Source organism: Streptococcus suis YS56, from assembly GCF_000440115.1.
In the GTDB taxonomy this organism is placed as follows: domain Bacteria; phylum Bacillota; class Bacilli; order Lactobacillales; family Streptococcaceae; genus Streptococcus; species Streptococcus suis_L.
This window is the reverse complement of sequence record NZ_ALMY01000083.1, coordinates 16,679-40,251: the sequence shown is the minus strand read 5'-3', so window position 1 is coordinate 40,251 and position 23,573 is coordinate 16,679. Positions and strand designations below refer to the sequence as shown.

Genomic DNA, 23,573 nt, shown 5'->3' with positions numbered 1-23,573 from the left:
CTGACACACATGGTCAAAGGCTTTTTGTATTTTTACACGTTCAATACCTTATCTAGGAAGTCTTGTAAACGTGGATGTTGTGGGTTGTCAAAGATTTGCTCTGGTGTACCATCTTCAAGGAACTCACCGCCATCAGTGAAGATAACGCGGTTAGCAACCTTGCGAGCGAAGCCCATTTCGTGTGTGACGATCAACATGGTCATACCTTGCTCAGCCAAGTCTTTCATAACGTTGAGTACATCGCCAACCATTTCAGGGTCAAGGGCGGAAGTTGGTTCGTCAAAGAGCATGATGTCTGGGTTCATAGCGAGGGCACGAGCGATGGCAACACGTTGCTTCTGACCACCTGAAAGGCTGTCTGGCATAGCGTCGCGTTTGTCTGCCAATCCAACTTTTTCCAATAATTCCATGCCTACTTTTTCAGCTTCAGATTTGTCCATCAATTTGTGTTCGATTGGCGCAAAAGTGATGTTGTCAAGTACAGACATGTGCGGGAAGAGGTTAAAGTGTTGGAATACCATTCCGACATTGGAGCGGAATGCATCCACATCGGTCTTAGGATCTGTCAAGTCATACCCGTCAACAGTTACTTGTCCACTCGTAATGGTTTCAAGTAAGTTCATTGTCCGTAGAAATGTTGATTTACCTGAACCAGAAGGACCGATGATACAAACAACATCCCCTTCATAGAACTTAGCAGTAATGCCTTTGAGGACTTCATTTTTTCCGTATGATTTGTGTAAATCATGTACGTTGATTTTTAATTGAGCCATTATTTCCCTCCTTTTTCAAGCTTGCGTGCCAAACGCGTCAAGAGTGTGATAACCACCAAATAGATGATAGCAAGGATTGCATACATACGGAATGATTGATAGTTACGAGCGATAATAATCTTACCTGCTTGGAAGAGCTCAACCAAACCAATTGCTGAAATGATTGTAGTATCTTTTAAGGTAATAACGAACTGGTTGATGAAGTTTGGCAACATGATTTTACCAGCTTGAGGTAGGATAATCTTGCGCATGGTCGTTCCATAAGAAATTCCTAAACTGCGTGACGCCTCCATCTGACCAGCTGGAACGGCTTGAATACCACCGCGAACAATCTCAGCGATATAGGCACCAGAGTTTAATGAGAGGGCAATGGTTCCAGCGACAAAGTCGTTGATTGGAGATTGTTGACCTGTGATTGATTCAATCAAGTTTGGAATGCCCCAGAAGATGAATGCGGCAACAATCATGAGTGGAATACCACGAACAACATCAACAAAGACAGATGCTGTCACACGAAGTGCTTTAACTGGGCTTACTGCAAACATACCAAAGATAATACCGATGACAATTGCAATAGTGAATGATAGAAGAGCAAGTCCGATTGTGATACCAAGACCTGAGAGTAACTGGCCGTAGTTGTTTTTCAAGAGACCTACAATTGTTGTCTCGTCAACTGTTGTAGTGGTTGTACTTGTTTCTTCTGTTGTGTTGAAATATTTGTTCAAAATTTCATCGTACTTGCCTGATGCCACAAGAGCAGCCATACCATTGTTGAACATTTCAATCAATTCAGGGTTAGTACCTTTTTTAACAGCAAATCCGTATTCACCAGATTTTTCACCAGGGATTGGAGTTGCGAAGTTACGACCTTGTTGGATAGCGTATAGAAGCACCGCTTCGTCATCCATGAGGGCATCAATCGAGCCTGAGTTCAAGCTGTCATACATTCCAGAAGCTTCATCGAAGGCTTTTAGGGTGTAACCGTACTTGTCTTTGTTGCTTTCTAAGAAAGTATATGAAGCTGTACCGTTTTTAGCACCGACTGTTTTACCAATTAAATCTTCATAGGAAGCAATATCACTTCCGTTTTTAACAGCCAACAAGATATTTGAAGTGTAATAAGCATTAGAGAAATCAAAGATTTCCTTACGAGCATCTGTGATTGACATACCTGCGATCACGGCATCGGCTTGTCCAGCTTGAACAGCGTTCAAGGCAGCATCGAAACCTGGGTTTTGAATGGTAATGGTAAAGCGTTGTTGTTCAGCAATCGCTTTAATCAATTCCATGTCAATTCCGACATAGTCGCCATTTTCATCTTGATACTCAAATGGAGCAAATGATGAATCTGCAACGATTGTATAGCTTGATTTTACAGGTGTTGCTTTAGCACTTGCATCACCAGTCAATGTTAGGCGAGAAGAGTAATCAGTAGTTTCAGCAGAAACAGTGGATGAACCCAACCATGTATTCATGATTTTTTCATAAGTACCGTCTTTTTTCATAGCGGCAAGAGCTTTGTTGAAGTCTTCTACGAGGTACTCGTATTGGCTACCTTTTTTAACTGAGAAACCAAATGAACCGATTGCTTCGCCGTCAATATCAATGCTTAGATCCTGACCTTGTTGAATAGCGTACTGAATAACCGCTTCGTCGTCCATTACAGCATCAACAGCACCAGCAGAAAGGCTATTATACATCAAATCGCCAGTATCAAAAGTTTTTACGTTGTATCCGTACTTGTCTTTGTTTTCTTCTAGGAAGTTTTGAGCTGCGGTACCGTTTTTGACACCGACAGTCTTGCCTTTAAGGTCCTTATATGAAGAGATGGTATTTGCCTTTGTGGTAGCGATAACGATTTTGGTGTCGAAGTAAGGGTCTGAGAAAGTAAATACTTTCTTACGCGCTTCGGTGATAGTTGTACCTGCCATCAACGCATCGGCAGAACCTGATTGAACTGCATTGACCGCAGCGTCAAATCCTGGGAAGGTTTGATTCATTGTCCAACCAGAGCGTTTGGCAACTTCATTGATGATATCAACGTCTAATCCTTTATAAACTTGGTCTGAGTCTTTAAACTCAAATGGTGCGTAGGCGTTGTCGAAAACGATATCGATTGTATCATCAGCCTTGACACCGGTAAAAATAAAGAATACTGACAAAATACTTGTCAATAGTATGAGTAATTTTTTCTTCATTTCCATACTCCTTCTATTATAAAATAACTGTCCTAGTATATCATATTCTGAAAATTAATGCAAAATTGAGGTTTTTGCAATGTTATAATTTCTGACATACAAAGTCATTAAAATGTGAGAAAATTTAATATTTTGGACATGGTCGTGAATGGTTTAGAATGTTTCTCCATTAGTCGAACTTATGATAAAATAGGAGTATGATCAATCGAAATACTGAAAACCAATTTAAACTTGTGTCAAAATATGCACCGTCTGGTGACCAGCCTCAAGCCATTGAAACCCTAGTCGATAACATCGAGGGGGGCGAAAAAGCCCAGATTCTCATGGGGGCGACTGGTACTGGTAAGACCTACACCATGAGTCAGGTCATTGCCCGTGTCAATAAGCCTACTTTGGTTATCGCCCACAATAAGACCTTGGCTGGTCAGCTCTACAGTGAGTTCAAGGAATTCTTCCCAGAAAATGCGGTCGAATACTTCGTGTCTTACTATGATTACTACCAGCCAGAAGCCTATGTACCGTCTAGCGATACCTATATTGAGAAGGACAGTTCGGTCAATGATGAGATTGACAAACTCCGTCACTCAGCGACGTCAGCTTTGCTAGAACGCAACGATGTCATCGTCGTGGCCTCCGTTTCCTGTATCTACGGTTTGGGATCGCCCAAGGAATATTCAGATAGCGTGGTCAGCCTCCGCCCAGGTCAGGAGATTTCCCGTGACCAGTTGCTTAATTCTCTGGTCGATATTCAGTTTGAGCGCAACGACATCGACTTCCAACGGGGACGCTTCCGTGTGCGTGGTGATGTGGTGGAGATTTTCCCAGCTTCTCGTGATGAGCATGCCTTCCGTGTGGAGTTTTTCGGGGATGAAATCGACCGCATTCGTGAGATTGAAAGCCTGACAGGTAAGGTCTTGGGCGATGTGGACCACTTGGCGATTTTCCCTGCCACCCACTTCGTGACCAACGACGATCACATGGAAACGGCCATTGCCAAGATTCAAGCAGAACTGGAAGAGCAGCTCAAGGTCTTTGAGGCAGAAGGAAAACTCTTAGAAGCTCAGCGATTGAAACAACGAACCGACTACGACATTGAAATGCTACGGGAAATGGGCTACACCAACGGAGTTGAGAACTATTCACGACACATGGACGGGCGAAGCGAGGGCGAGCCTCCGTACACTCTGCTGGACTTTTTCCCTGAGGACTACCTGATTATGATTGATGAGAGCCACATGACCATGGGGCAGATTAAGGGGATGTACAATGGTGACCGCTCACGCAAGGAGATGTTGGTCAACTATGGCTTCCGCCTCCCGAGTGCACTGGACAACCGTCCGCTACGCAGGGAAGAATTTGAGAGCCATGTCCACCAGATCGTCTATGTATCTGCGACGCCGGGTGACTATGAAATGGAGCAGACCGATACCGTTGTCGAGCAGATCATTCGGCCGACCGGACTGCTGGATCCAGAAGTGGAAGTCCGTCCAACCATGGGCCAAATGGACGACCTCTTGGGTGAAATCAATGCCCGTGTTGAGAAAGGCGAACGGACCTTTATCACTACCCTGACCAAGAAAATGGCAGAGGATTTGACCGACTACCTGAAAGAAATGGGTGTTAAGGTCAAGTATATGCACTCGGATATCAAGACCTTGGAGCGTACGGAGATTATTCGTGATCTTCGCTTAGGTGTCTTTGATGTCTTGATAGGGATTAACCTGCTTCGTGAAGGGATTGACGTGCCAGAAGTTAGTCTGGTGGCTATTCTAGATGCGGACAAGGAAGGCTTCCTCCGTAATGAACGAGGGCTCATCCAGACAATCGGTCGGGCGGCCCGTAACTCTGAGGGCCATGTGATTATGTACGCGGACAAGGTCACTGAGTCCATGCGCAAGGCTATGGACGAAACAGCCCGCCGCCGCCAAATCCAAATGGCTTATAATGAAGAACATGGCATCATCCCACAGACTATTAAGAAGGAAATCCGTGACCTGATTAGCGTGACCAAGGCTGTCACTCAGGACAAGGAAGAAGTGGTGGACTTCAATGCCCTCAACAAAGATGAACGCAAGGCTATGATCAAGAAACTGGAAGGTCAAATGCAGGAAGCAGCAGAAGTGCTTGACTTTGAACTGGCAGCGCAGATTCGTGACATGGTTATTGAATTGAAGAATATGTAGAAAATAATTCACGGAGGTAGGGATATGCTTATCAAACCCATGCAGACTGAGGAGGAAATCAGGGGCAAGGCTTATGTCCATTGGAAGTCTTGGCAGGAAGTCTATGCTGACTTGTTACCTCAGGAATTTTTGAAGAATGCTTACACCTTAGAACGCTGTCAAGACTGGGCCTTTCGCTATCCTCAGAATGTCTTGGTAGCACTGGTGGATGAGCAGGTGGTTGGTTTTGCCTGTTACGGCTCGTCTAGTCAGGAGGATTTGCCAGGAGCAGGGGAGCTCTTCGCCCTCTATGTCTTGGCGGACTATTATAATCAGAAGATAGGCTACCAGCTCATGCAGGCAGCTTTGGAAAAATTGCAGAGCTACGAAACGGTTACTCTATGGGTATTGGAGGGAAATGCGCGTGCCATTGCTTTTTATGAAAAAGTGGGATTCCGATTTGACGGTGTCAAAAAAACGGTCAATTTAGGTGCAGAACGGACAGAATATAGAATGATTTTTAAACAGAAAGAGAGAGAAAATGGCTAGAAAAGAAACGGTTACCTTGACCAATATGTGCCTAATCGAAGATAAGGAAGGGAAGGTCGTTGTACAGATTCGAGATCCCAAGCGTTATCGTTGGTCTGGTGTTGCCTTTCCAGGTGGGGATTGTGTCATAATAATGACAGGTGCTTAAAACGCTGATAAATCAAGGATTTGAGCGTTCTACAATCTGTCGTTAAGGAGGAAAAATTTATTTTATTATTTATAATATCGCATAAGCGAGAACATTTTAATAAGTGTTCTCGTTTTTTTATTTTCAGGAGGAATTCATGAAAAAGAAGGAACAATCATCACGTCAAATGGTGATGTGTCATCTCGCGTCTATCTTGGGAGTTGATATTGAGAAAGCAACTCAGCTAATTGATGAAATGGAACAAGTAGGTTTAATCCGATTTGATGAATTTGGAAATGTTGGAATATTAGTCTTGGAGGGACAATCATGAAACGTATTACCGCTAATCAGTATCAGACATCAGAGCGATATTATAAACTCCCTAAAGTTTTGTTTGAGAGTGAACGGTATAAGGATATGAAACTGGAGGTTAAGGTAGCCTACGCGGTTTTAAAAGATCGGTTGGAGTTGTCTTTGAGTAAAGGCTGGATTGATGAGGATGGGGCAATTTATTTGATTTATTCCAATTCAAATCTGATGGCACTTTTAGGCTGTTCAAAGTCAAAATTACTCTCTATCAAGAAAACCTTACGTGAATATGGCTTAATTGATGAAGTCCAACAGTCTTCTAGTGAAAAAGGTCGTATGGCAAATAAAATTTACTTGGGGGAATTAGAACATGAACCTACCCCAGTCTCCGATTCAAACGGGGCTAGTGTTAAAAAAACACCAGGGGGGTCTCAAAGAAAGACGGGGCCGGTCTTAAATTCAGCCCCTAGTGAGACTGAAGGAAGTGAGACTAATTATAGTGAGACTGAAGGGAGTGATTTCCTTATTGAGGACGAGGAGGAGAGGCAGCTAGTAGATAAAAAACAAGAAGAAAACTATTCTTCAAAAGTCGATGCCGTGACCAAGTACGATCGAGACTATATTTGGGGTTTGGTTCATGACCAATTAAGACAGACAGGTCTATCTCAGTCGGCTAGTGACTATGCCATGATCTATTTTAGTGAACGTTATCAGTACGCATTGGAACATATGCGGTTTGCTCGGTCAGCGGAAGTGATAGCTGAATACGTGTTTAATGGTGTGCTGTCAGAATGGACCAAGCAACTGAGACGACAAGAAGTAAAGGGAGGTGATTAAGATGATTTGGTGGATACTAGGTGGAATCTATTTGATTTCTATCATCATTTTGATTGTTGAAATCATCCGTGCACCTGAAATGGATGATCATATATAGGCAAGAGTTTTACAAGTGTAAGGCTCTTTTTTATTTGGAAAGAGAGGAAGAATGAAATTTTTAGATTTATTTGCTGGGATAGGTGGTTTTAGGCTAGGAATGGAAGCACAGGGCCATGAGTGTTTGGGCTTTTGTGAAATTGATAAATTCGCTAGAACATCCTACAAAGCCATGTTTAACACAGAAGGAGAAATAGAATACCATGACATTAAAGAGGTCACAGACCATGACTTTAGACAATTTAGAGGGCAAGTGGAGATTATCTGCGGGGGATTTCCTTGCCAAGCTTTTTCACTCGCAGGAAGACGACTGGGATTTGAAGATACTCGAGGGACTCTCTTTTTTGAGATTGCTCGAGCGGCCAAACAAATCCAACCACGTTTTCTATTTTTGGAAAACGTCAAAGGCCTACTCAATCACGATGAGGGACGGACGTTCTCCACAATCCTCTCCACGCTGGATGAATTGGGGTATGATGTCGAATGGCAGGTGCTTAACAGTAAGGACTTCCAAGTCCCGCAAAACAGAGAACGGGTCTTTATTATCGGACATTCTAGAAGATACCGTCCCAGATTCTTATTTCCTCTCAGAAGAGAAAACAGCCCAGCTCATCTTGAAAGGCTAGGAAATATCAATCCATCTAAACGTGGTTTGAATGGTGAAGTCTATCTGACGAGTGGACTTGCTCCTACACTAACGAGAGGTAAAGGAGAGGGGGCAAAAATCGCCATTCCTGTCTTAACCCCAGATAGAATTGAAAAACGTCAACATGGGCGTCGATTTAAGGATAATCAAGATCCTATGTTTACTTTGACCAGTCAAGACAGACACGGAGTTGTTGTCGCAGGAAATCTGCCGACTAGTTTTGACCAGACTGGAAGAGTCTTTGACATTGCTGGCTTGTCACCGACCTTGACCACCATGCAGGGTGGAGATAAGGTGCCAAAGATTTTTCTGAGGGAGGAGCTGCCATTTCTGAAGATCAAGGAAGCCACAAAAACAGGATACGCAAAGGCAACTCTTGGAGACTCTGTCAATCTGGCTTATCCAGACTCAACCAAACGTAGGGGACGAGTGGGAAAGGGAATATCCAATACCCTGACGACTTCAGATAATATGGGAGTGGTGGTCGCTGCTCTGGAATATCGACAGGATAAGTGGTATGAAGTCACAGGCATTGTCTTAGACGGAAAACTCTATCGCCTAAGAATTAGACGACTGACACCAAGAGAGTGTTTCAGACTTCAAGGCTTTCCTGATTGGGCTTATGAAAGAGCAGAGAGTGTTTCCAGTAAGAGCCAACTATACAAACAGGCAGGCAATAGTGTAACTGTCACAGTTATTGAAGCCATTGCCAGAGAATTTAGAAGAATGGAAGAGGAAGAAAAACATGAACCTACTACATAAGAAAAGTATCCTAGATTGTACTGAATTAGAGGAACGTATTCACCAAGTTGAAACCAATCAGTTACTGGAAAAGATACTGTCGCTCCCCAATTTTGATTGTGACTTTGAGGTGACTTTTGAAGATGATTACCACAAAGAGATGAATGATCCCCTATTCTACGAATCCAATCTACATCGGATTTCGGATTTTTTGGAAACAAGGGATATTAAAAATGGAGTAGATACACTATTGACGAAAGACAACCACCTGGCCTTTCGTGCCTTTGGTGAAAATTATACTGCTAGGGGAAAGGATGGCATATTAACGACTCTGGTGACGGTCAAGTGCTTTGGTGAAGGACGGATGCCCATTGATATGAGTCGCTATTTCTCAACTCCTGAACCAACAGTTGAAAATAGCCTAACCCTATAAGGAGGAGCCTATGCTTGAGGTATATTTAGGAAATAATGCCAATACAAATCAAGACTTACTAACCATTTTGACGACCTATGGTGTGGCTTATCGTTGTACAAAAGCGTGTGATGTAAACCGTGAAATCTTACTGTCACTCTTTGCCAAAACTACGGATTGCTTTGAGTTGCTGTCGCCACGATTTCTTCGGTTTAAGCGTCAATATTCGATAAGTTTGAATGAGATGATTCAGCTTATTCTCCAAAAACCAGACCAAAACCTTCGTCTGCCTCTCATTGTCTGCCAAAATCATGTCTATCCAGCTATTGGGTTAGATGAAGTGCGAACCTTTCTTCCCAGACAGGTAAAAGAAGAGCTGTTTCAGGCCAGCCTGATGAAACAAGTGACAGGGTAGGTGTGAAGATGAATGAACGATTTTGGGACAATTTAGAAATCATTCTGGCAGAAAAAGAACTCACTTGGGCAGAACTAGCTCGCAAAGTATTCAAAGGTCAATATGTTTATCCAAGTGAGTTTAATCGCCTCTATCAAAAATTACGGCATTACAAATCCAATCGTCTAATGCCACAGACAAGATGGGTTGAGCGAATCGTTTTGGTATTAGATATTGATTATGAAGATTTATTTAAGAGGTGACAATGATAAGGATAGGGTTGTCTTATCTAGCCATACAGCTTAACGGACTTCTGGTGAGTTTATACCTACAAGAGTATCTGACGATTGAGGTCTTAATCTTGCTACAATTAGTCCTATTAAGTGTGACTTGCTTAGAGATTGCCCGTCATAAAACTGTTCAAGCAAAAATTGTAACCTTGCAAAATCGCCTAAGATGGTTGCTTCTTGGTTTTCTGGTTATGGTTGCTTTTGCAGTCTTTATCAGTTTTCTATTTCCAGTTCAGACTAGGAATCAAGCGATATTGGTACAAGTAGGAAAGCAGGTTCCTCATGTTATCTTTTTATTGTTTTTGGTCAATGCAAGTGTCCTTGAAGAGGTAGTTTATAGGCAACTGCTGTGGGAAAAATTGACATTCCCTTTTGTACAAATAGGAGTGACCAGTTTTCTCTTTGCTCTAGCCCATGGTCCTATTCAGTTCGGGAGTTGGCTCATCTATAGCTGTCTTGGCTTGACCTTGGCTGCTGTTCGATTGAAAACTGATTGTATGACGGCAATCACCGTACATTTACTTTGGAATAGTTTGGTTTATGTCTTGACATTCTTGTGATACCAAAATCAAGAGTGCTTCCGTATTATGGAAGCACCTTATGTTTGATAGGGAATCCAAAGAAGAGGAGGTCACCATGTCATCTGAACAACAAGAACGTCAAGCGATGCAATACGTAGAAAGAAGTAGTTTATTGACAGTCAGAACCCTCTTAAAGCTTTTAGAATGGTCGGCTAGGCAGGCCTTAGCTCAAGATTCAGCGTATAAGATTGGCGTTCAAAAACTGGAAGAACTCCTTCAAAGCCCTTACGCCATTGAAGCGATTGATGTTAGTAAAGACATCCTAGATAAGCCAATTGATGTTGAGAAATTTAAGGAGTTGATGGAGTCGGAAAAACTGCCAATCGCAATTAGTTGGCAAAAAGACTATCTCTACTTTTATGCCAAGGATAAGACCTTGCTCGATCATCACTTAGATGAATTGTTGAAGAAACTGGTGTCTAACCCAGAAAAGTTAGAATGTCTAACCTTTGATAAAACCTTGGACCAAGAGATAGAACTGGCCAAAGAGAAAATAAGAGTGACAGAACCTTCGGCAGTCAAAACCAAGGAGGTGACCTTGTAATGTATTCCAGGCAAATAGCATTTGTCTTTGGACTCTTGGGTCTCGCCTTTGGCTATTTCTGCCATCGTCTAACCCTACTCTATGATAGTTTAACCAATGCCCCACCTATGGAACGTTTTGCCTATCTCTTAGGAGAGGGGCTAAATCAAGTCTTCAATCCTTTATGGCTATTTTCCTTTACTCAAAAATCTCTTCTTGCCTTTATCCTTGGAATACTAACGATGACGCTAGTTTATCTTTATGTATCGACAGGACAGAAGGTCTATCGAGAAGGGGAAGAATACGGTTCTGCCCGATTTGGAACCAGTAAGGAAAAGAGATGCTTTTACAGTAAGAATCCTTTCAATGACACGATTCTGGCTAGAGATGTCCGTCTGACCTTGTTGGAAAAAAAGAAACCCCAGTTTGATAGAAATAAGAATTTAATTGTGATTGGTGGTTCTGGAGCAGGAAAGACCTTTCGCTTTGTCAAACCCAATCTGATACAGCTGAACTGTTCTAACATTGTCGTTGACCCAAAGGACCACTTAGCAGAAAAAACAGGAAAACTCTTTTTAGAAAATGGCTATCAGATCAAGGTTTTAGATCTGGTTAATATGACCAATTCAGACGGTTTTAATCCCTTTCGTTATGTAGAAACAGAGAACGATTTGAACCGCATGTTAACGGTCTATTTTAATAATACCAAGGGAAATGGTTCTCGCAGTGATCCCTTTTGGGACGAGGCTTCCATGACATTGGTGAGAGCTATTGCCTCTTATTTGGTAGATTTTTACAATCCTCCAGGGAGTTCCAAGCAAGAACAGGAAGCAAGACGTAAGCGTGGCCGTTATCCAGCCTTTTCAGAGATTGGGAAACTCATCAAACTCTTATCAAAGGGAGACAATCAGGACAAAAGTGTTCTCGAAGTCTTGTTTGAAGATTATGCTAAAAAATACGGTCACGAAAACTTTACTATGCGAAATTGGGCGGATTTCCAAAACTATAAGGATAAGACGTTGGATTCGGTGATTGCGGTCACAACAGCTAAATTTGCCCTTTTTAATATCCAATCAGTGATTGATTTGACACAAAGAGACACTATGGATTTGAAAACATGGGGCACTCAAAAGACCATGGTCTATCTTGTTATTCCAGACAATGATACGACCTTTCGTTTCCTATCTGCTTTATTTTTCACTACGGTTTTCTCCACTTTGACCAGACAGGCTGATGTTGACTTTAAAGGGCAACTGCCGATTCATGTTAGAAGCTATCTGGATGAGTTTGCGAATGGTGTGACACGTTCTACGCCCAAAGCGGTAGGAATAACCGACAAAAGCGTAGCCTAAAGTCACAAACAATTTAATAATGTGGTTTTAGAGAACTGCATAACTGAAATCTCAAATGATGGGGTAACGCCCTGAAGGGGATTCGCTAATACTCCGAATAGCGTTGGTCTGATACAGACGACTAAGGTTATAAGCTCGGGGAAGTCGTGCGAAGCACACCCTAAAGTAGAAATACTAGGAAAGATACCTAGAGGTAGGTGTTGTGTGTGACAGTGCGGGCGGGGTTATCATATGGTTAGAATGACCAAATAGGCGGTCTGACAAAATTCCGAATGTACGGCTCTAAACGAATGGCTGGTAGAAATGCCAGTGTACCAGTGGGTACGCAAGTGGGGTAAAGTAAAAGTTGTTAGTATGAAATACCCTCTGTGTTTACAGGACACAGGTATCTTGAGAAAAGTCTTGAAGATAATACTTGCAGGGCTAAAGGAATGACCTAAGTGGTAACAATCCTAAGTTATGTGGAACGTGGAAAGCAACCAATACGGGAGCTGACTGTATCAGCGACAAAGTACCGTAGTTGTATCGAAAATGAAAAGTCTGAAAGAACATTTTCTACAATAAGTGCATTTGTGGTTGTGAAAGTAGTGGCACAGTACCGAAGAAACCGTGATAATAAGCGGTGGAGGGATAGCCACAAGCCGATACTAAATTTTCTTTCATGTCTATATAGTAATCACCAAAAGGAGATTTTCATAGCTGTCGTGGTGCGACTAAGAAAAAATCATTCTCCGATAAGGAGTTGGTTACTATGGCAAAACGAATTGTAAACAAAGCAGAACGAAATGCAGAAAGGTATGACACTAAAGAAATAGGTTATCAGCTTTATGAAGATAGCCTGAACGGTAAGAGATTTGATAGGCTCATGCCAATGATTGTCTCTGACCAAAACATCATACTTGCATATCGAAATATCTGCAAGAATAATGGGAGTAAAACTCCTGGTACAGATGGTAAAACGATTGTAGAAATACAGAAATTACCTATCGAAATGGTCATAAAAACCATCAGAAACAAGTTGAACTATTATCAACCAAAGAAAGTCAGACGAGTAGAAATTCCGAAATATAATGGAAAGACAAGACCTCTTGGAATTCCGAGTATTTGGGACAGACTGATACAACAGTGTGTCTTACAGGTGTTAGAGCCAATCTGTGAAGCTAAGTTTCACGAAAGGAACAATGGTTTCAGACCGTATAGGTCTACACAGAACGCAATAGCACAGTGCTATAAAATGGCACAAATACAAAATCTGCACTTTGTTGTAGATGTGGATATCACAGGCTTCTTTGATAATATTGACCACTCAAAACTTATCCGTCAGTTATGGGGATTGGGAGTACAGGACAGAAAGCTGATTATGATAATCAAGCAAATGTTAAAAGCAGATATTCTGTTCAAAGATATAGTCATCACACCAGAAACAGGTACACCTCAAGGTGGTATTCTATCTCCACTACTAGCTAATGTAGTACTGAATGAACTGGACTGGTGGGTTGCTAATCAGTGGGAAATGTTCAAAATCAAAGAGGGAAGTACAGGCTACGAGTATACAAAGGTTGATAACGAGGGAAACATACTCACAATAGACCGAACGCAGAAGTGGAACAAGCTCAGAGCAAAAACCGACTTAAAAGAAATGTATATCGTAAGATATGCGGATGATTTTAAAATATTCTGTAGAGATTATGTGACATCGGTTAAGGTAATGGGTGCGACAAAGCTATGGTTAGCTGAAAATCTTCACTTGAAGACAAGTGATGAAAAATCAGGAATTACTAACCTTAGAAAGAACTACACGACTTTTCTTGGAATAAAATTCAAGGTAGTACCAAAAGGGAATAAGTGGATTATTCGTTCCCATATGGCAGATAAGAGTAAAGTCAAGGTTATCAGTAAACTGGGTTCTGTTTGGAAAGATATTAAAAACCCAAGCAAACAAAGTGAATTAGATAAAAATATAAGTCTTTACAACGCTATGGTCATGGGAATGCACAATTATTACTGTATGGCAACGCTTGTGTCATCCGACTTTGCGGAAATAGCCTTTAAGGTTACAGGGAAAAGCAACGGAATGAATCATAACAAACGATGCTTTCCCATAGAGAAACAAGGTGAAATTACAAGCAAATACATCTTGGATAAGTACGGAAAGTCCAAACAATGTAGATGGATAAATGGTCGTATGATTGTTCCTGTCGGATATGTATCTTATGAATATCCAAAATATAAAAGACGTGAAGTCAACAAATATGTGAGGAAATACTCAGACGCTGAAAACTGTATCAGCTTTGAAGTTATGAAGTATATGATGGAAAATGCTCATCTCTATCCTACATTTGAGATGGCAGATAATGCTCTTTCAAGGTATATAGCACAAAAAGGCAAATGTGCTGTTACGCATAATGCTTTGACCATTGTGGATATGGTCTGTGAACACATCAAGCCTTGCAAAGGAGAAAGAAACGATACTTACAGGAATTTAATTATTCTCTCAAAAGAAGTATCGGATTTGGTAGGAGAAGAAAATAGCAATAAAGTAAGTAAGCTACTCAAAAATCTACCATTGACCAAAGAAATGCAAGATAAAATCAATAAGCTTCGTGAACACAGGGAGCTAGAAATGATACAATTCGAGGACTATATAGGCACTAAAAAGTAAGATTTAGTCGGTGGAACGCCGTGTGATGGGAAACTATCATGCACGGTGTGGAGCGGGGGAAAAGCCCGAGGTGGCAACACCAGAGGCTTACCTATCGCTATTCGGAGAAATCCCAGACTTTGCCGAACAAACCTCAACAGTTCGCTCTAGGAATATGAGTCTAGTACCAATCTTGCAAAATATTGCCCAACTCCAAGGACTTTATAAGGAAAAAGAAGCTTGGAAAACCATTTTGGGGAACTGTGACAGTCTCCTCTATTTGGGTGGGAATGATGAGGAAACCTTTAAGTTCATGAGTGGACTTCTAGGCAAACAAACTATCGATGTCAGAAGTACCAGTCGTTCATTTGGTCAGACTGGCTCAAGTTCTACCTCTCACCAGAAAATTGCCCGTGACTTGATGACAGCAGATGAAGTAGGAAATATGAAACGAGATGAATGTCTCGTACGCATTGCAGGAGTTCCTGTTTTTCGGACCAAGAAATATTTCCCACTCAAACACAAACATTGGAAGTTGCTCGCTGATAAGGAAACCGATGAGCGTTGGTGGAACTATCACATCAATCCCTTGGCTAAAGAGGAAGAATTGAACTTGTCAGACTATCAAATACGGGATTTAAGCACAGAAACGTCACTACATTAATAGAAATGAGGAAAAATATGAATCAAAAACTAACAGGCTTTGTATACGGAGTGGACGCCAGCTCCATGTTCTCCCAAGCCATGTCTCTATTACAAAAAGGCTTAATTGCAGTGGGAGCTTTTCTTGTTGTCATGGGCATTATCAACCTTTCAACCAACATTAAAGATGGTGGGCCAGGTGTCCGAAATGCCATTCTAGAAATTGTTGGTGGGGTAATGGTGGGTGCTGCTGGTGCTTTTGTGACACAGATTACCATTTAGAGGAGGTCAGAACATGACATGATGATGAATTTTACGTCACCTTTTGTATTTCTAGCCTCTGAAAAAGTATCTAGCGATAGCCTTTTTGAAGGGTTTCAAGTGGATTTAGAATCAACCGCCAACTTGGTTAAATCACTAGCAGACTTTAATCCGACGGTGTGGTCTTACATGACAGCCATTACCAAGGGGATTATGCAGCCCTTGGGAGTAGCTATTCTTGCGGTTGTTCTCGTACTCGAATTCTCAAAAATGGCCAAGAAAATCGCCAACTCAGGTGGTGCGATGACCTTTGAAGCCATGGCACCTATGATTGTCAGCTACATTATGGTCGCGGTCGTGATTACCAATACGACGGTTATTGTGGAAGCCATTATTGCCATTGCCTCTTATATTATTGAACAAGTGGCAGGGCTTGTCACGAATGGTGGTGTTAATTACGATACCATCACAGGCATCAAGGGATCTGGAATTGTAGGAAAAATGATTATTGGCTTTTTTGCGATTCTCATTTGGTTGGTGAGAATGGTGAGTATCATGGTTGTCAATATCTTGATTACCATTCGCTTTATCCAACTTTATCTGATGATTCCTTTTGCCCCTGTTACCATTCCGACCTTCCTTAGTGATGACTGGAGAAGTGTTGGGATTGGCTACCTTAAGAACATCATGGTCTATGCCGTTCAAGGTATCTTGATTTTTCTAATTGTATCGCTTGTTCCCTTGTTTGAATCGGCTGGAAAGATTGCCGTATCAAATGGAGCTGGAGTTATGGAATCACTCGCCATTATGTTTGGTGGCTTGGTACAGGCTATCTTATTAATCATTGCCTTAGTTGGCAGTCAACGAACCGCCCGAAGTATTTTGGGGATGTAGGAGGAAGGGAGGCATTATCTCGCCTCCTCTTTTTATAGCTTACTTAGATTGGAGAACATTTATGAACACACGTGTCTTTAAGGACATTTCAAAGGTTCAACACAGGGCATGGTTAGGATTTACAACTAGACAGGTTATTTTTGTATTTCCAGCCGTCGCCATAACTATTTTGGTATTGGGCTTGAACCTATTTTACTGGCAATTTGGGGATTGGTTTGTCTATGGTTTTGTTTTTAGCTTTACCATTCCACTCATGTTATTTGGGGTCTATCGCCCTAATGATTTACCATTTGAAACCTATCTCAAGTACCGATTTCATTATGAACTAACAGTACCAGATCGTACATTTACTGGAAGAAAAGGAGACCAACGTGAAAAAATTAAAACACTCAATGAAACCAAAGACCTCTTCTAATGACAAAAAGCAAAAGACGAAAGCACAGAAGCAGGAGATCAGACCCTCTACCGTAAATACGTTAGCCTATCAAGGACTTTTTCAGAATGGCCTCATGCAAGTCAGTCCAAGTTATTTCTCACAAACCTATCTCTTAGGTGATGTCAATTATCAAACAGTTGGTTTAGATCATAAGGGAGCTATTGTTGAGAAATATTCCGATTTAATCAATTCATTGGATGATAAGACCAATTTCCAACTGACCATTTTCAATCAAAAGGTCAATCTGGAAAAATTCCGTAAGAGTATTCTCTATCCCTTGCAGGAAGATGGGTTTGATGCTTATCGTGATGAATTGAATCGCATGATGGATGCCAACTTAGAGGCGGGTGAGAACAACTTTTCGGCTGTCAAGTTTCTTTCATTTGGCAAGAGCGACCAAACACCAAAACTAGCTTTTCGTTCTCTGTCACAGATTGGGGAATATTTCAAGAGTGGCTTTTCTGAGATTGATGTGTCTCTTGGTCTGCTTGGTGGAGAGGAGCGAGTGAATGTCCTTGCGAATATGTTACGAGGTGAAAATCATTTACCATTCTCTTACAAGGATTTGACCCTATCAGGTCAATCCACCAAACACTATATTGCCCCAACCTACCTTTCCTTTAAACACAAGAATCATATTGAATTGGACGATAGATTGTTACAGATTGTCTATGTTCGTGATTACGGTATGGAGCTAGGGGATAAATTTATTCGTGACCTCATGCAGTCTGATTTGGAAGTGATGATTAGCCTACATGCAAAAGGCTCAACTAAGTCTGAAACCATGACCAAGCTGCGAACCAAGAAAACCTTGATGGAATCACAAAAGATTGGGGAACAACAAAAGATGGCTCGGACTGGCATCTATTTAGAGAAGGTTGGCCATGTTCTCGAAAACAACATCGATGAAGCAGAAGCTCTTCTTCAAACCATGACCCAAACAGGAGATAAACTGTTTGACACCGTATTTCTGATTGGTGTGCTGGCAGATACTGAAGACCAACTCAAACAATCTCTGGATATTATCAAGCAAGTAGCAGGGTCTAATGATATGATTATCGATAATTTGACCTACATGCAAGAAGCTGCTTTTAATAGTCTCTTGCCATTTGGGAAGAACTATCTTGAAGGTGTTTCTCGGTCTCTATTGACTTCAAACATTGCCGTGAATGCACCTTGGACTTCTGTTGATATTCAGGACAAGGGTGGGAAATTTTATGGCATCAATCAAATCTCAAGTAATATCATCAGTATTGACCGTGGCAAGTTAAATACTCCGTCAGGGTTGATTTTAGGGACTTCTGGAGCTGGCAAAGGGATGGCGACAAAACATGAAATCATCTCTACTAAGCTCAAGGAAGCAGATAGTGAAACTGAAATTATTATTGTTGACCCAGAAAATGAGTACAGTATTATCGGTCAAGCCTTTGGTGGGGAGAGTATTGATATTGCCCCAGATTCCACTACCTTCTTAAATGTCTTAGACCTATCCGATGAGAATATGGATGAGGACCCAGTCAAGGTCAAGTCCGAATTTCTCTTGTCCTGGATTGGAAAGCTCTTGGACCGCAAAATGGATGGTCGTGAGAAGTCCTTGATTGACCGTGTGACACGACTCACCTATAAGCATTTTGACACACCATCATTGGTCGAGTGGGTCTTTGTCTTATCTCAACAACCTGAACAGGAAGCTAAGGACTTGGCACTGGATATGGAACTCTATGTAGAAGGGTCGCTAGATATATTTTCACATCGGACCAATATCAAAACTGACAGTCATTTCCTTATTTACAATGTCAAAAAATTAGGCGATGAATTAAAACAAATTGCCCTCATGGTTATCTTTGACCAGATTTGGAATCGTGTGGTGAAAAATCAAAAGCTAGGGAAGAAGACCTGGATTTACTTTGATGAAATGCAGCTTCTTTTATTGGACAAATATGCCTCTGATTTCTTCTTTAAACTCTGGAGTCGTGTCCGTAAATATGGGGCGATACCGACAGGTATTACTCAAAATGTAGAGACTCTTCTTTTAGATGCCAATGGCAGACGTATTATTGCCAATAGCGAGTTCATGATTCTTTTAAAACAGGCTAAGAGCGATCGCGAAGAATTGGTGCATATGCTTGGACTCTCCAAGGAACTGGAGAAATACTTGGTCAATCCTGAAAAAGGGGCTGGCCTAATCAAGGCCGGTTCCACCGTTGTCCCGTTTAAGAATAAGATTCCACAACGCACCAAGCTCTTTGACATCATGAGTACGGACCCTGAAAAAATGAGGACATGAGATGAAAGAGGATAAAAAGGTAGTCAAACAAGCCAGGCAAAACTTTCGAAGCAACTTAAAATCAGCTCGTATGCATTATCGGAAAGAAGTTAGAGCCTTAAAACAGACTGTTCCTAATAAAGGACGATTTCGAAAACCAGCTCAAAATTCTCTTTTTCAGGAAAAGAAAACAGAGTTAAAAGAAAATCTACACAGTAGCCAAAAGGAAGCAGAAGAGAAGTTCCTAAAGGAAATTACCTATGTGTCTCCTAGACTATTGAAGGTAAAAGAAATCAAGAACTATCGACTTCCGCAAGCTCAAGAGCGTTTGCGGATGGCAAGAAAACATTTGTCAGAAGTGAAACTAAGTGAAAAGTCAAAATCGGTTAATCCCAAGTTTACTTTCAAAAAAGAAAATCCTTCCCTGAAGTCTCGCTTTCAATTTCACCAAGAAAAGTCATTTGATCGACTCAGTGCAGAAAAAGAAGTGAGTTCTGCCAAACGTGAAGTCAAACAACTCAAGAAAGTCCAAAAGTCTAAGAAAAACTCCACCAAGTTCAAAGCTGTATTAGGCTTAGCTGCCTCTGAATCGCTTGACTTGGTGGCACAGGATGATGATTTAGATGGTCTAAGAACCTTAAAGGATACTAGTTTGAAAGCCAGACGCTATGGCAGGTTTACCTATCAAGCAGGTAAAGTGGCGGTGAAAAGCGGACAGACTGGTGTGCGTTTTACAAAGACGAAAGTGGCTCATGGAAAGGAACGATTCCAAAACTTCAAAAAGGGAAAAGGATTCACACGGCAGAAACCTCTTAAACCACAAAGACGCTACCAAACCTTTTTAAAGCATGCTAGAAAGCACAGTCTAGCAGGAGTTAAGGGGGGTTGTCCAAGCCATTAAGGGAAGTCTGACCTTCTTTTCTGCAATCGCGGGAAATCCTTTGACTTGGATTGTCTCAGGCATTCTCTTGATACTCCTTTTGATGATGAGCTTTTTCATGAGTGTCTCAGGTAGCAGTGCCATTCAACAAGATGAGATGGAGTTGACCAAGGTCTATACCCACATGACGTGGGAAGATGCGGAGCATACGAGAACTAACGAAAAAGGGATTACCTATTACACCAAGATTGATGAGGTCATGGTTTACATGAATCATCAATACCAAGACTACAAGCTTGACGATGTCATGGAAACGGGAGGTACGACCTACAAAGCATTTCTCAGTCAAGTCTGGACGGACTTAAATGGTGGAGACTCTATTAAATCCATGTCTGACTTGTATAAAGAACCTGCTTACAAGCTGTCAGATGAGGACCAAGAAGAGCTAAAGGAATTGACCGAAGAAGGCAACTATTTAGCCCTTCAAGAATTGGACAATCCCTTCCAGGGACAGACCGATGAAGATAGTTTAAGTATGTTATACCGATATGGTTATGAGGTCATTGATGAAAAACCAACGCTTCATCACCATATCATCTTAGAAGCAAAAGAAGGTCAAGTCATTGTGGCTCCGATGGATGGCAAGGTATCTCTTGATGGGGAGAACGTTGTTTTGACATCTGGTAAGGGAGTCAATAAGACTAAACTAACCTTGTTTGGCATTCATTCAGGCCGAGTGAGTGAACATCAACAAGTCTTGGCAGGAGACATTATGGGTCAAACCAAAGACGGAACGGGTCTAAAAGTCACCTATCAAAAGGTTGATGATAACACGGATAAGTTGGTCTATGTCAATCCAGCTTTCTACTTTCCAAAAGTAATCCAGGTTCAGACCACCATTCTTCCAACTATCGGTCAATTTGGTGGCGACGAGTTCGAGAGAGCAAAGGCTATTTATGACTATCTCAAAAGCAAAGGTGCGACAAATCAAGCTATCGCGGCCATTTTAGGAAATTGGTCGGTAGAATCCTCTATTAATCCCAAGCGTGCGGAAGGCGACTATCTATCTCCTCCTATTGGTGCAACAGACAGTTCGTGGGATGATGAGGGCTGGCTCTCACTCAATGGTCCAACTATATACAATGGACGTTACCCAAATATTCTCAAACGTGGTTTAGGCTTAGGCCAATGGACAGATACTGCAGATGGTTCACGCAGACATACCTTGTTGCTCGAATATGCCAAAGGAAAAAATCTAAAGTGGTATGACTTAGGGTTACAACTGGATTTCATGTTGCATGGGGATAGTCCTTATTACACCAACTGGTTAAAGGACTTCTTCAAAAATTCAGGAAGTCCAGCTAGTCTTGCCCAACTCTTTCTCATTTACTGGGAAGGAAATTCAGGGGATAAGCTACTTGAGCGTCAGACACGAGCAAGTGAGTGGTATTACCAAATTGAAAAAGGCTTTAGTCAACCCAACGGTGGGACAGCACAAAGTGATCCAAAATCTTTAGAAGCTGTACGAGGAGACCTCTTTGAAAACTCTATTCCAGGAGGTGGTGACGGTATGGGATATGCCTACGGCCAATGTACTTGGGGCGTCGCAGCCCGTATCAACCAACTGGGTCTAAAACTCAAAGGTAAGAATGGTGAGAAGATTCCAATTATCAGTACCATGGGCAATGGCCAAGATTGGGTACGAACAGCCGCAAGTCTCGGTGGGGAGACAGGGACAAGTCCACAAGCAGGAGCTATACTCTCATTTGCGGGAGGAGGACATGGCACACCAGCAGAATACGGACATGTGGCTTTCGTCGAAAAAGTCTACCCAGATGGCTCATTCCTTATCTCTGAAACCAACTACAATGGCAATCCCAACTACACCTTTCGTAAATTATCTGGGGTGGATAGTAGCTTGAGTTTTGCTTATACGACGAAATAAAAAAGGATATGCTAACAAAATGTATAAATGTTAGCATATCCTTTTTAATTTTTTGGTCACTATTAATCAGAATTTATAGAAATGAGAACTGTTATGAGACGAATCATCTCATCAAGAACATCTGCAAGGGAAATCCCCTTTGTATAGCTATATTTTTTCGAGTAATTTTGCCATTGTTTATTCTGAATAGGGTCAGATTTGAACCTCTCGAGTAGGTCAATAATCTTTTCAAAATCGAGTTCTGTTTCGCGATAGGAAAATGTTCTCTGACAGGCATTTTTCAACTGAATGAAGTCAATGTCTTCTTTCTTTAGTTTTGATAGAATATAAACATCATAAAAATCTTTGCTTCTGCTGTTCAAGAAGTTACGTGAATAAATGGTTTGAAGTTTCTCAGCTAGAATTGTTTCAATTGTATAAGCAATGATTGGGAAATTATCTTCATCAAAAATAGCTTTATAGTCGTATGTAATCGGCTGGGGAGTTACAACATCGCCTGTCGCAATATCCAAATGAATAACTTGTTTAATATTCTCAAGTTGGCACAAAATTGTTGCTCGATAGCCACCATAGTCATCACTTTCTTTAATAGCTGTGATGGATTGAATCACAAAAGATATACCTTTTTCTGAATCTGCTAAAATTTCTTTGAGTTGCTGCTCTACAGTATCTTCTGAAAGTGTCATTTGATGGAACAAAAAATCAATATCAACCGTGCTACGAGATTCAACTCCAATAACATTTGACAGTAGGAATCCTCCTTTGAAGATATAGTGATTTGAATAGGTACTCTGACTTAATTTTTTCAAAATCACTTCTAGAAAGTAATAGGTCATCACGGAATTAAAGGTTAATCCAGTATTCTTTGATATTTTATGACAGAGTGCTGTTAGCTTAGCTTTATTCATACTAGAACCTCCAGAGTTTGTTTGACCTTGTCCAAGGTGTTCATTTTTGTCGCATATTCGTAAAGTTTTGTAAGATTTTTTTTAGGATAGTTTCCGTAATGTTGAAGTGTTTTGACAAAAAGCTCAGTATCTATTTTTTCTCGATGAATCACAAAATCACAGATAATACGTTCGAAATCATACACTCTTACCTCGTTTCCCATAGGGGTTTTTACAAGAGTAATTCCTAGTTCGCTATTTTCCTTAGAAACGGAATGAATGTTCAGATTAGCTGGAGGAGTATTAAAACGGTAACCTCTAGGAATGGTTACGTCAAAATATTGAGGAATTTCATCTGTAAATTGTTGCAGGTAAAGCGCTGAGATATATGAGAAAACAGCTTTTGGATATCGGTACTGAAAGAAGTAGTATTCGTCGTAGTCTCCATTCTGGGTTAGGAAAATTCCTTTTTCGACGCGGTATAGAATTCCTTCTTTTTCTAGTCTTGTCAAATATATTGTTGGAATGTTTAGTGCTTTACAATCTTTATAGGTGATAATGCCATCGTGGTTTTCTATAAATTCAAGTAGAATCTCTTTTTTTGACATGCTTACTCCTTTCTATGTTGCTTTTACACTATAATTTTACAACATTTGTAGTGTAAAAGCAACATTTTCTTTTCTCTGAACTGATTGTGATAACAAAATCAAGTCTTCTTTTTTATGATGAGG

At 41.2% G+C, this 23,573-nt stretch carries 20 protein-coding genes and 3 pseudogenes; 19 read left to right on the top strand and 4 right to left on the bottom strand.

What is annotated here, in order from left to right:
* Positions 1–32: 32 nt before the first annotated feature.
* A complete protein-coding gene (locus tag SST62_RS0110650) occupies positions 33–773 on the bottom strand; it encodes an amino acid ABC transporter ATP-binding protein (protein WP_002940438.1) in 741 nt (246 codons plus the stop codon).
* A complete protein-coding gene (locus SST62_RS0110645; protein ID WP_029187327.1) occupies positions 773–2,971 on the bottom strand; it encodes an ABC transporter substrate-binding protein/permease in 2,199 nt (732 codons plus the stop codon). Before SST62_RS0110645 ends, SST62_RS0110650 begins: the two co-directional genes overlap by 1 nt.
* A gap of 197 nt (positions 2,972–3,168) precedes the next feature.
* On the opposite strand from SST62_RS0110645, the gene uvrB reads away from it, so the two are divergent.
* From uvrB to SST62_RS01000000111770, 19 genes and pseudogenes are all read left to right on the top strand, one after another.
* A complete protein-coding gene (uvrB, locus tag SST62_RS0110640) occupies positions 3,169–5,154 on the top strand; it encodes an excinuclease ABC subunit UvrB (protein ID WP_015646791.1) in 1,986 nt (661 codons plus the stop codon).
* 24 nt (positions 5,155–5,178) lie between these two features.
* Positions 5,179–5,682, top strand: coding sequence for a GNAT family N-acetyltransferase (locus SST62_RS0110635; RefSeq protein WP_029187326.1), 504 nt, complete (start codon positions 5,179–5,181; stop codon positions 5,680–5,682).
* Complete coding sequence (locus tag SST62_RS0110630) at positions 5,675–5,830, top strand: DNA mismatch repair protein MutT (protein WP_029187325.1); 156 nt, start codon at positions 5,675–5,677, stop codon at positions 5,828–5,830. Before SST62_RS0110635 ends, SST62_RS0110630 begins: the two co-directional genes overlap by 8 nt.
* A 136-nt stretch (positions 5,831–5,966) precedes the next feature.
* Positions 5,967–6,140 (top strand): hypothetical protein, encoded by a 174-nt coding sequence (locus tag SST62_RS01000000111775; RefSeq protein WP_032499457.1) that lies wholly within the window; start codon positions 5,967–5,969, stop codon positions 6,138–6,140.
* Positions 6,137–6,955, top strand: coding sequence for a replication initiator protein A (locus SST62_RS0110620; protein WP_029187324.1), 819 nt, complete (start codon positions 6,137–6,139; stop codon positions 6,953–6,955). The genes SST62_RS01000000111775 and SST62_RS0110620 overlap by 4 nt, the downstream gene beginning before the upstream one ends.
* A 148-nt stretch (positions 6,956–7,103) precedes the next feature.
* Positions 7,104–8,459, top strand: coding sequence for a DNA (cytosine-5-)-methyltransferase (dcm, locus tag SST62_RS0110610; protein WP_029942760.1), 1,356 nt, complete (start codon positions 7,104–7,106; stop codon positions 8,457–8,459).
* Entirely contained in the window at positions 8,443–8,871 is a 429-nt protein-coding gene (locus SST62_RS0110605) for a hypothetical protein (RefSeq protein WP_024381329.1), read from the top strand. Before dcm ends, SST62_RS0110605 begins: the two co-directional genes overlap by 17 nt.
* A 10-nt stretch (positions 8,872–8,881) precedes the next feature.
* Positions 8,882–9,265: a hypothetical protein gene (locus tag SST62_RS0110600; RefSeq protein WP_000895325.1), complete on the top strand. Its 384-nt coding sequence runs from the start codon at positions 8,882–8,884 to the stop codon at positions 9,263–9,265.
* A gap of 8 nt (positions 9,266–9,273) precedes the next feature.
* Entirely contained in the window at positions 9,274–9,507 is a 234-nt protein-coding gene (locus tag SST62_RS0110595) for a hypothetical protein (RefSeq protein WP_001005709.1), read from the top strand.
* A gap of 2 nt (positions 9,508–9,509) precedes the next feature.
* Positions 9,510–10,094: a CPBP family intramembrane glutamic endopeptidase gene (locus SST62_RS0110590; RefSeq protein WP_029187323.1), complete on the top strand. Its 585-nt coding sequence runs from the start codon at positions 9,510–9,512 to the stop codon at positions 10,092–10,094.
* Between the two features lie 76 nt (positions 10,095–10,170).
* Positions 10,171–10,659, top strand: a complete 489-nt coding sequence (locus SST62_RS0110585) for a hypothetical protein (RefSeq protein ID WP_029187322.1) — start codon at positions 10,171–10,173, stop codon at positions 10,657–10,659.
* Positions 10,659–11,933, top strand: a pseudogene (locus SST62_RS0110580) (VirD4-like conjugal transfer protein, CD1115 family); the annotation flags it as partial. The gene SST62_RS0110585 and the pseudogene SST62_RS0110580, both read left to right, overlap by 1 nt.
* A gap of 808 nt (positions 11,934–12,741) precedes the next feature.
* The gene (gene ltrA, locus SST62_RS0110575) at positions 12,742–14,652 is read left to right on the top strand and encodes a group II intron reverse transcriptase/maturase (RefSeq protein ID WP_029187319.1); all 1,911 of its coding nucleotides are present in this window, start codon (positions 12,742–12,744) and stop codon (positions 14,650–14,652) included.
* Between the two features lie 103 nt (positions 14,653–14,755).
* Positions 14,756–15,295: pseudogene (locus SST62_RS0110570) on the top strand (type IV secretory system conjugative DNA transfer family protein); the annotation flags it as partial.
* A 17-nt stretch (positions 15,296–15,312) separates the two neighbouring features.
* Positions 15,313–15,555 (top strand): hypothetical protein, encoded by a 243-nt coding sequence (locus tag SST62_RS0110565; RefSeq protein ID WP_001072182.1) that lies wholly within the window; start codon positions 15,313–15,315, stop codon positions 15,553–15,555.
* A gap of 18 nt (positions 15,556–15,573) precedes the next feature.
* Positions 15,574–16,428, top strand: a complete 855-nt coding sequence (locus SST62_RS0110560) for a hypothetical protein (protein ID WP_029187317.1) — start codon at positions 15,574–15,576, stop codon at positions 16,426–16,428.
* Between the two features lie 61 nt (positions 16,429–16,489).
* Entirely contained in the window at positions 16,490–16,843 is a 354-nt protein-coding gene (locus SST62_RS0110555) for a PrgI family protein (RefSeq protein ID WP_014636633.1), read from the top strand.
* Complete coding sequence (locus SST62_RS0110550; RefSeq protein WP_029942758.1) at positions 16,800–19,151, top strand: VirB4-like conjugal transfer ATPase, CD1110 family; 2,352 nt, start codon at positions 16,800–16,802, stop codon at positions 19,149–19,151. Before SST62_RS0110555 ends, SST62_RS0110550 begins: the two co-directional genes overlap by 44 nt.
* 1 nt (position 19,152) lies before the next feature.
* Positions 19,153–21,955, top strand: a pseudogene (locus SST62_RS01000000111770) (phage tail tip lysozyme).
* 62 nt (positions 21,956–22,017) lie between these two features.
* Here the strand turns inward: SST62_RS01000000111770 and SST62_RS0110540 are convergent.
* A complete protein-coding gene (locus SST62_RS0110540) occupies positions 22,018–22,863 on the bottom strand; it encodes a nucleotidyl transferase AbiEii/AbiGii toxin family protein (RefSeq protein ID WP_029187315.1) in 846 nt (281 codons plus the stop codon).
* Entirely contained in the window at positions 22,860–23,450 is a 591-nt protein-coding gene (locus tag SST62_RS0110535) for a type IV toxin-antitoxin system AbiEi family antitoxin domain-containing protein (protein ID WP_029187314.1), read from the bottom strand. The genes SST62_RS0110540 and SST62_RS0110535 overlap by 4 nt, the downstream gene beginning before the upstream one ends.
* Between the last annotated feature and the right edge of the window lie 123 nt (positions 23,451–23,573).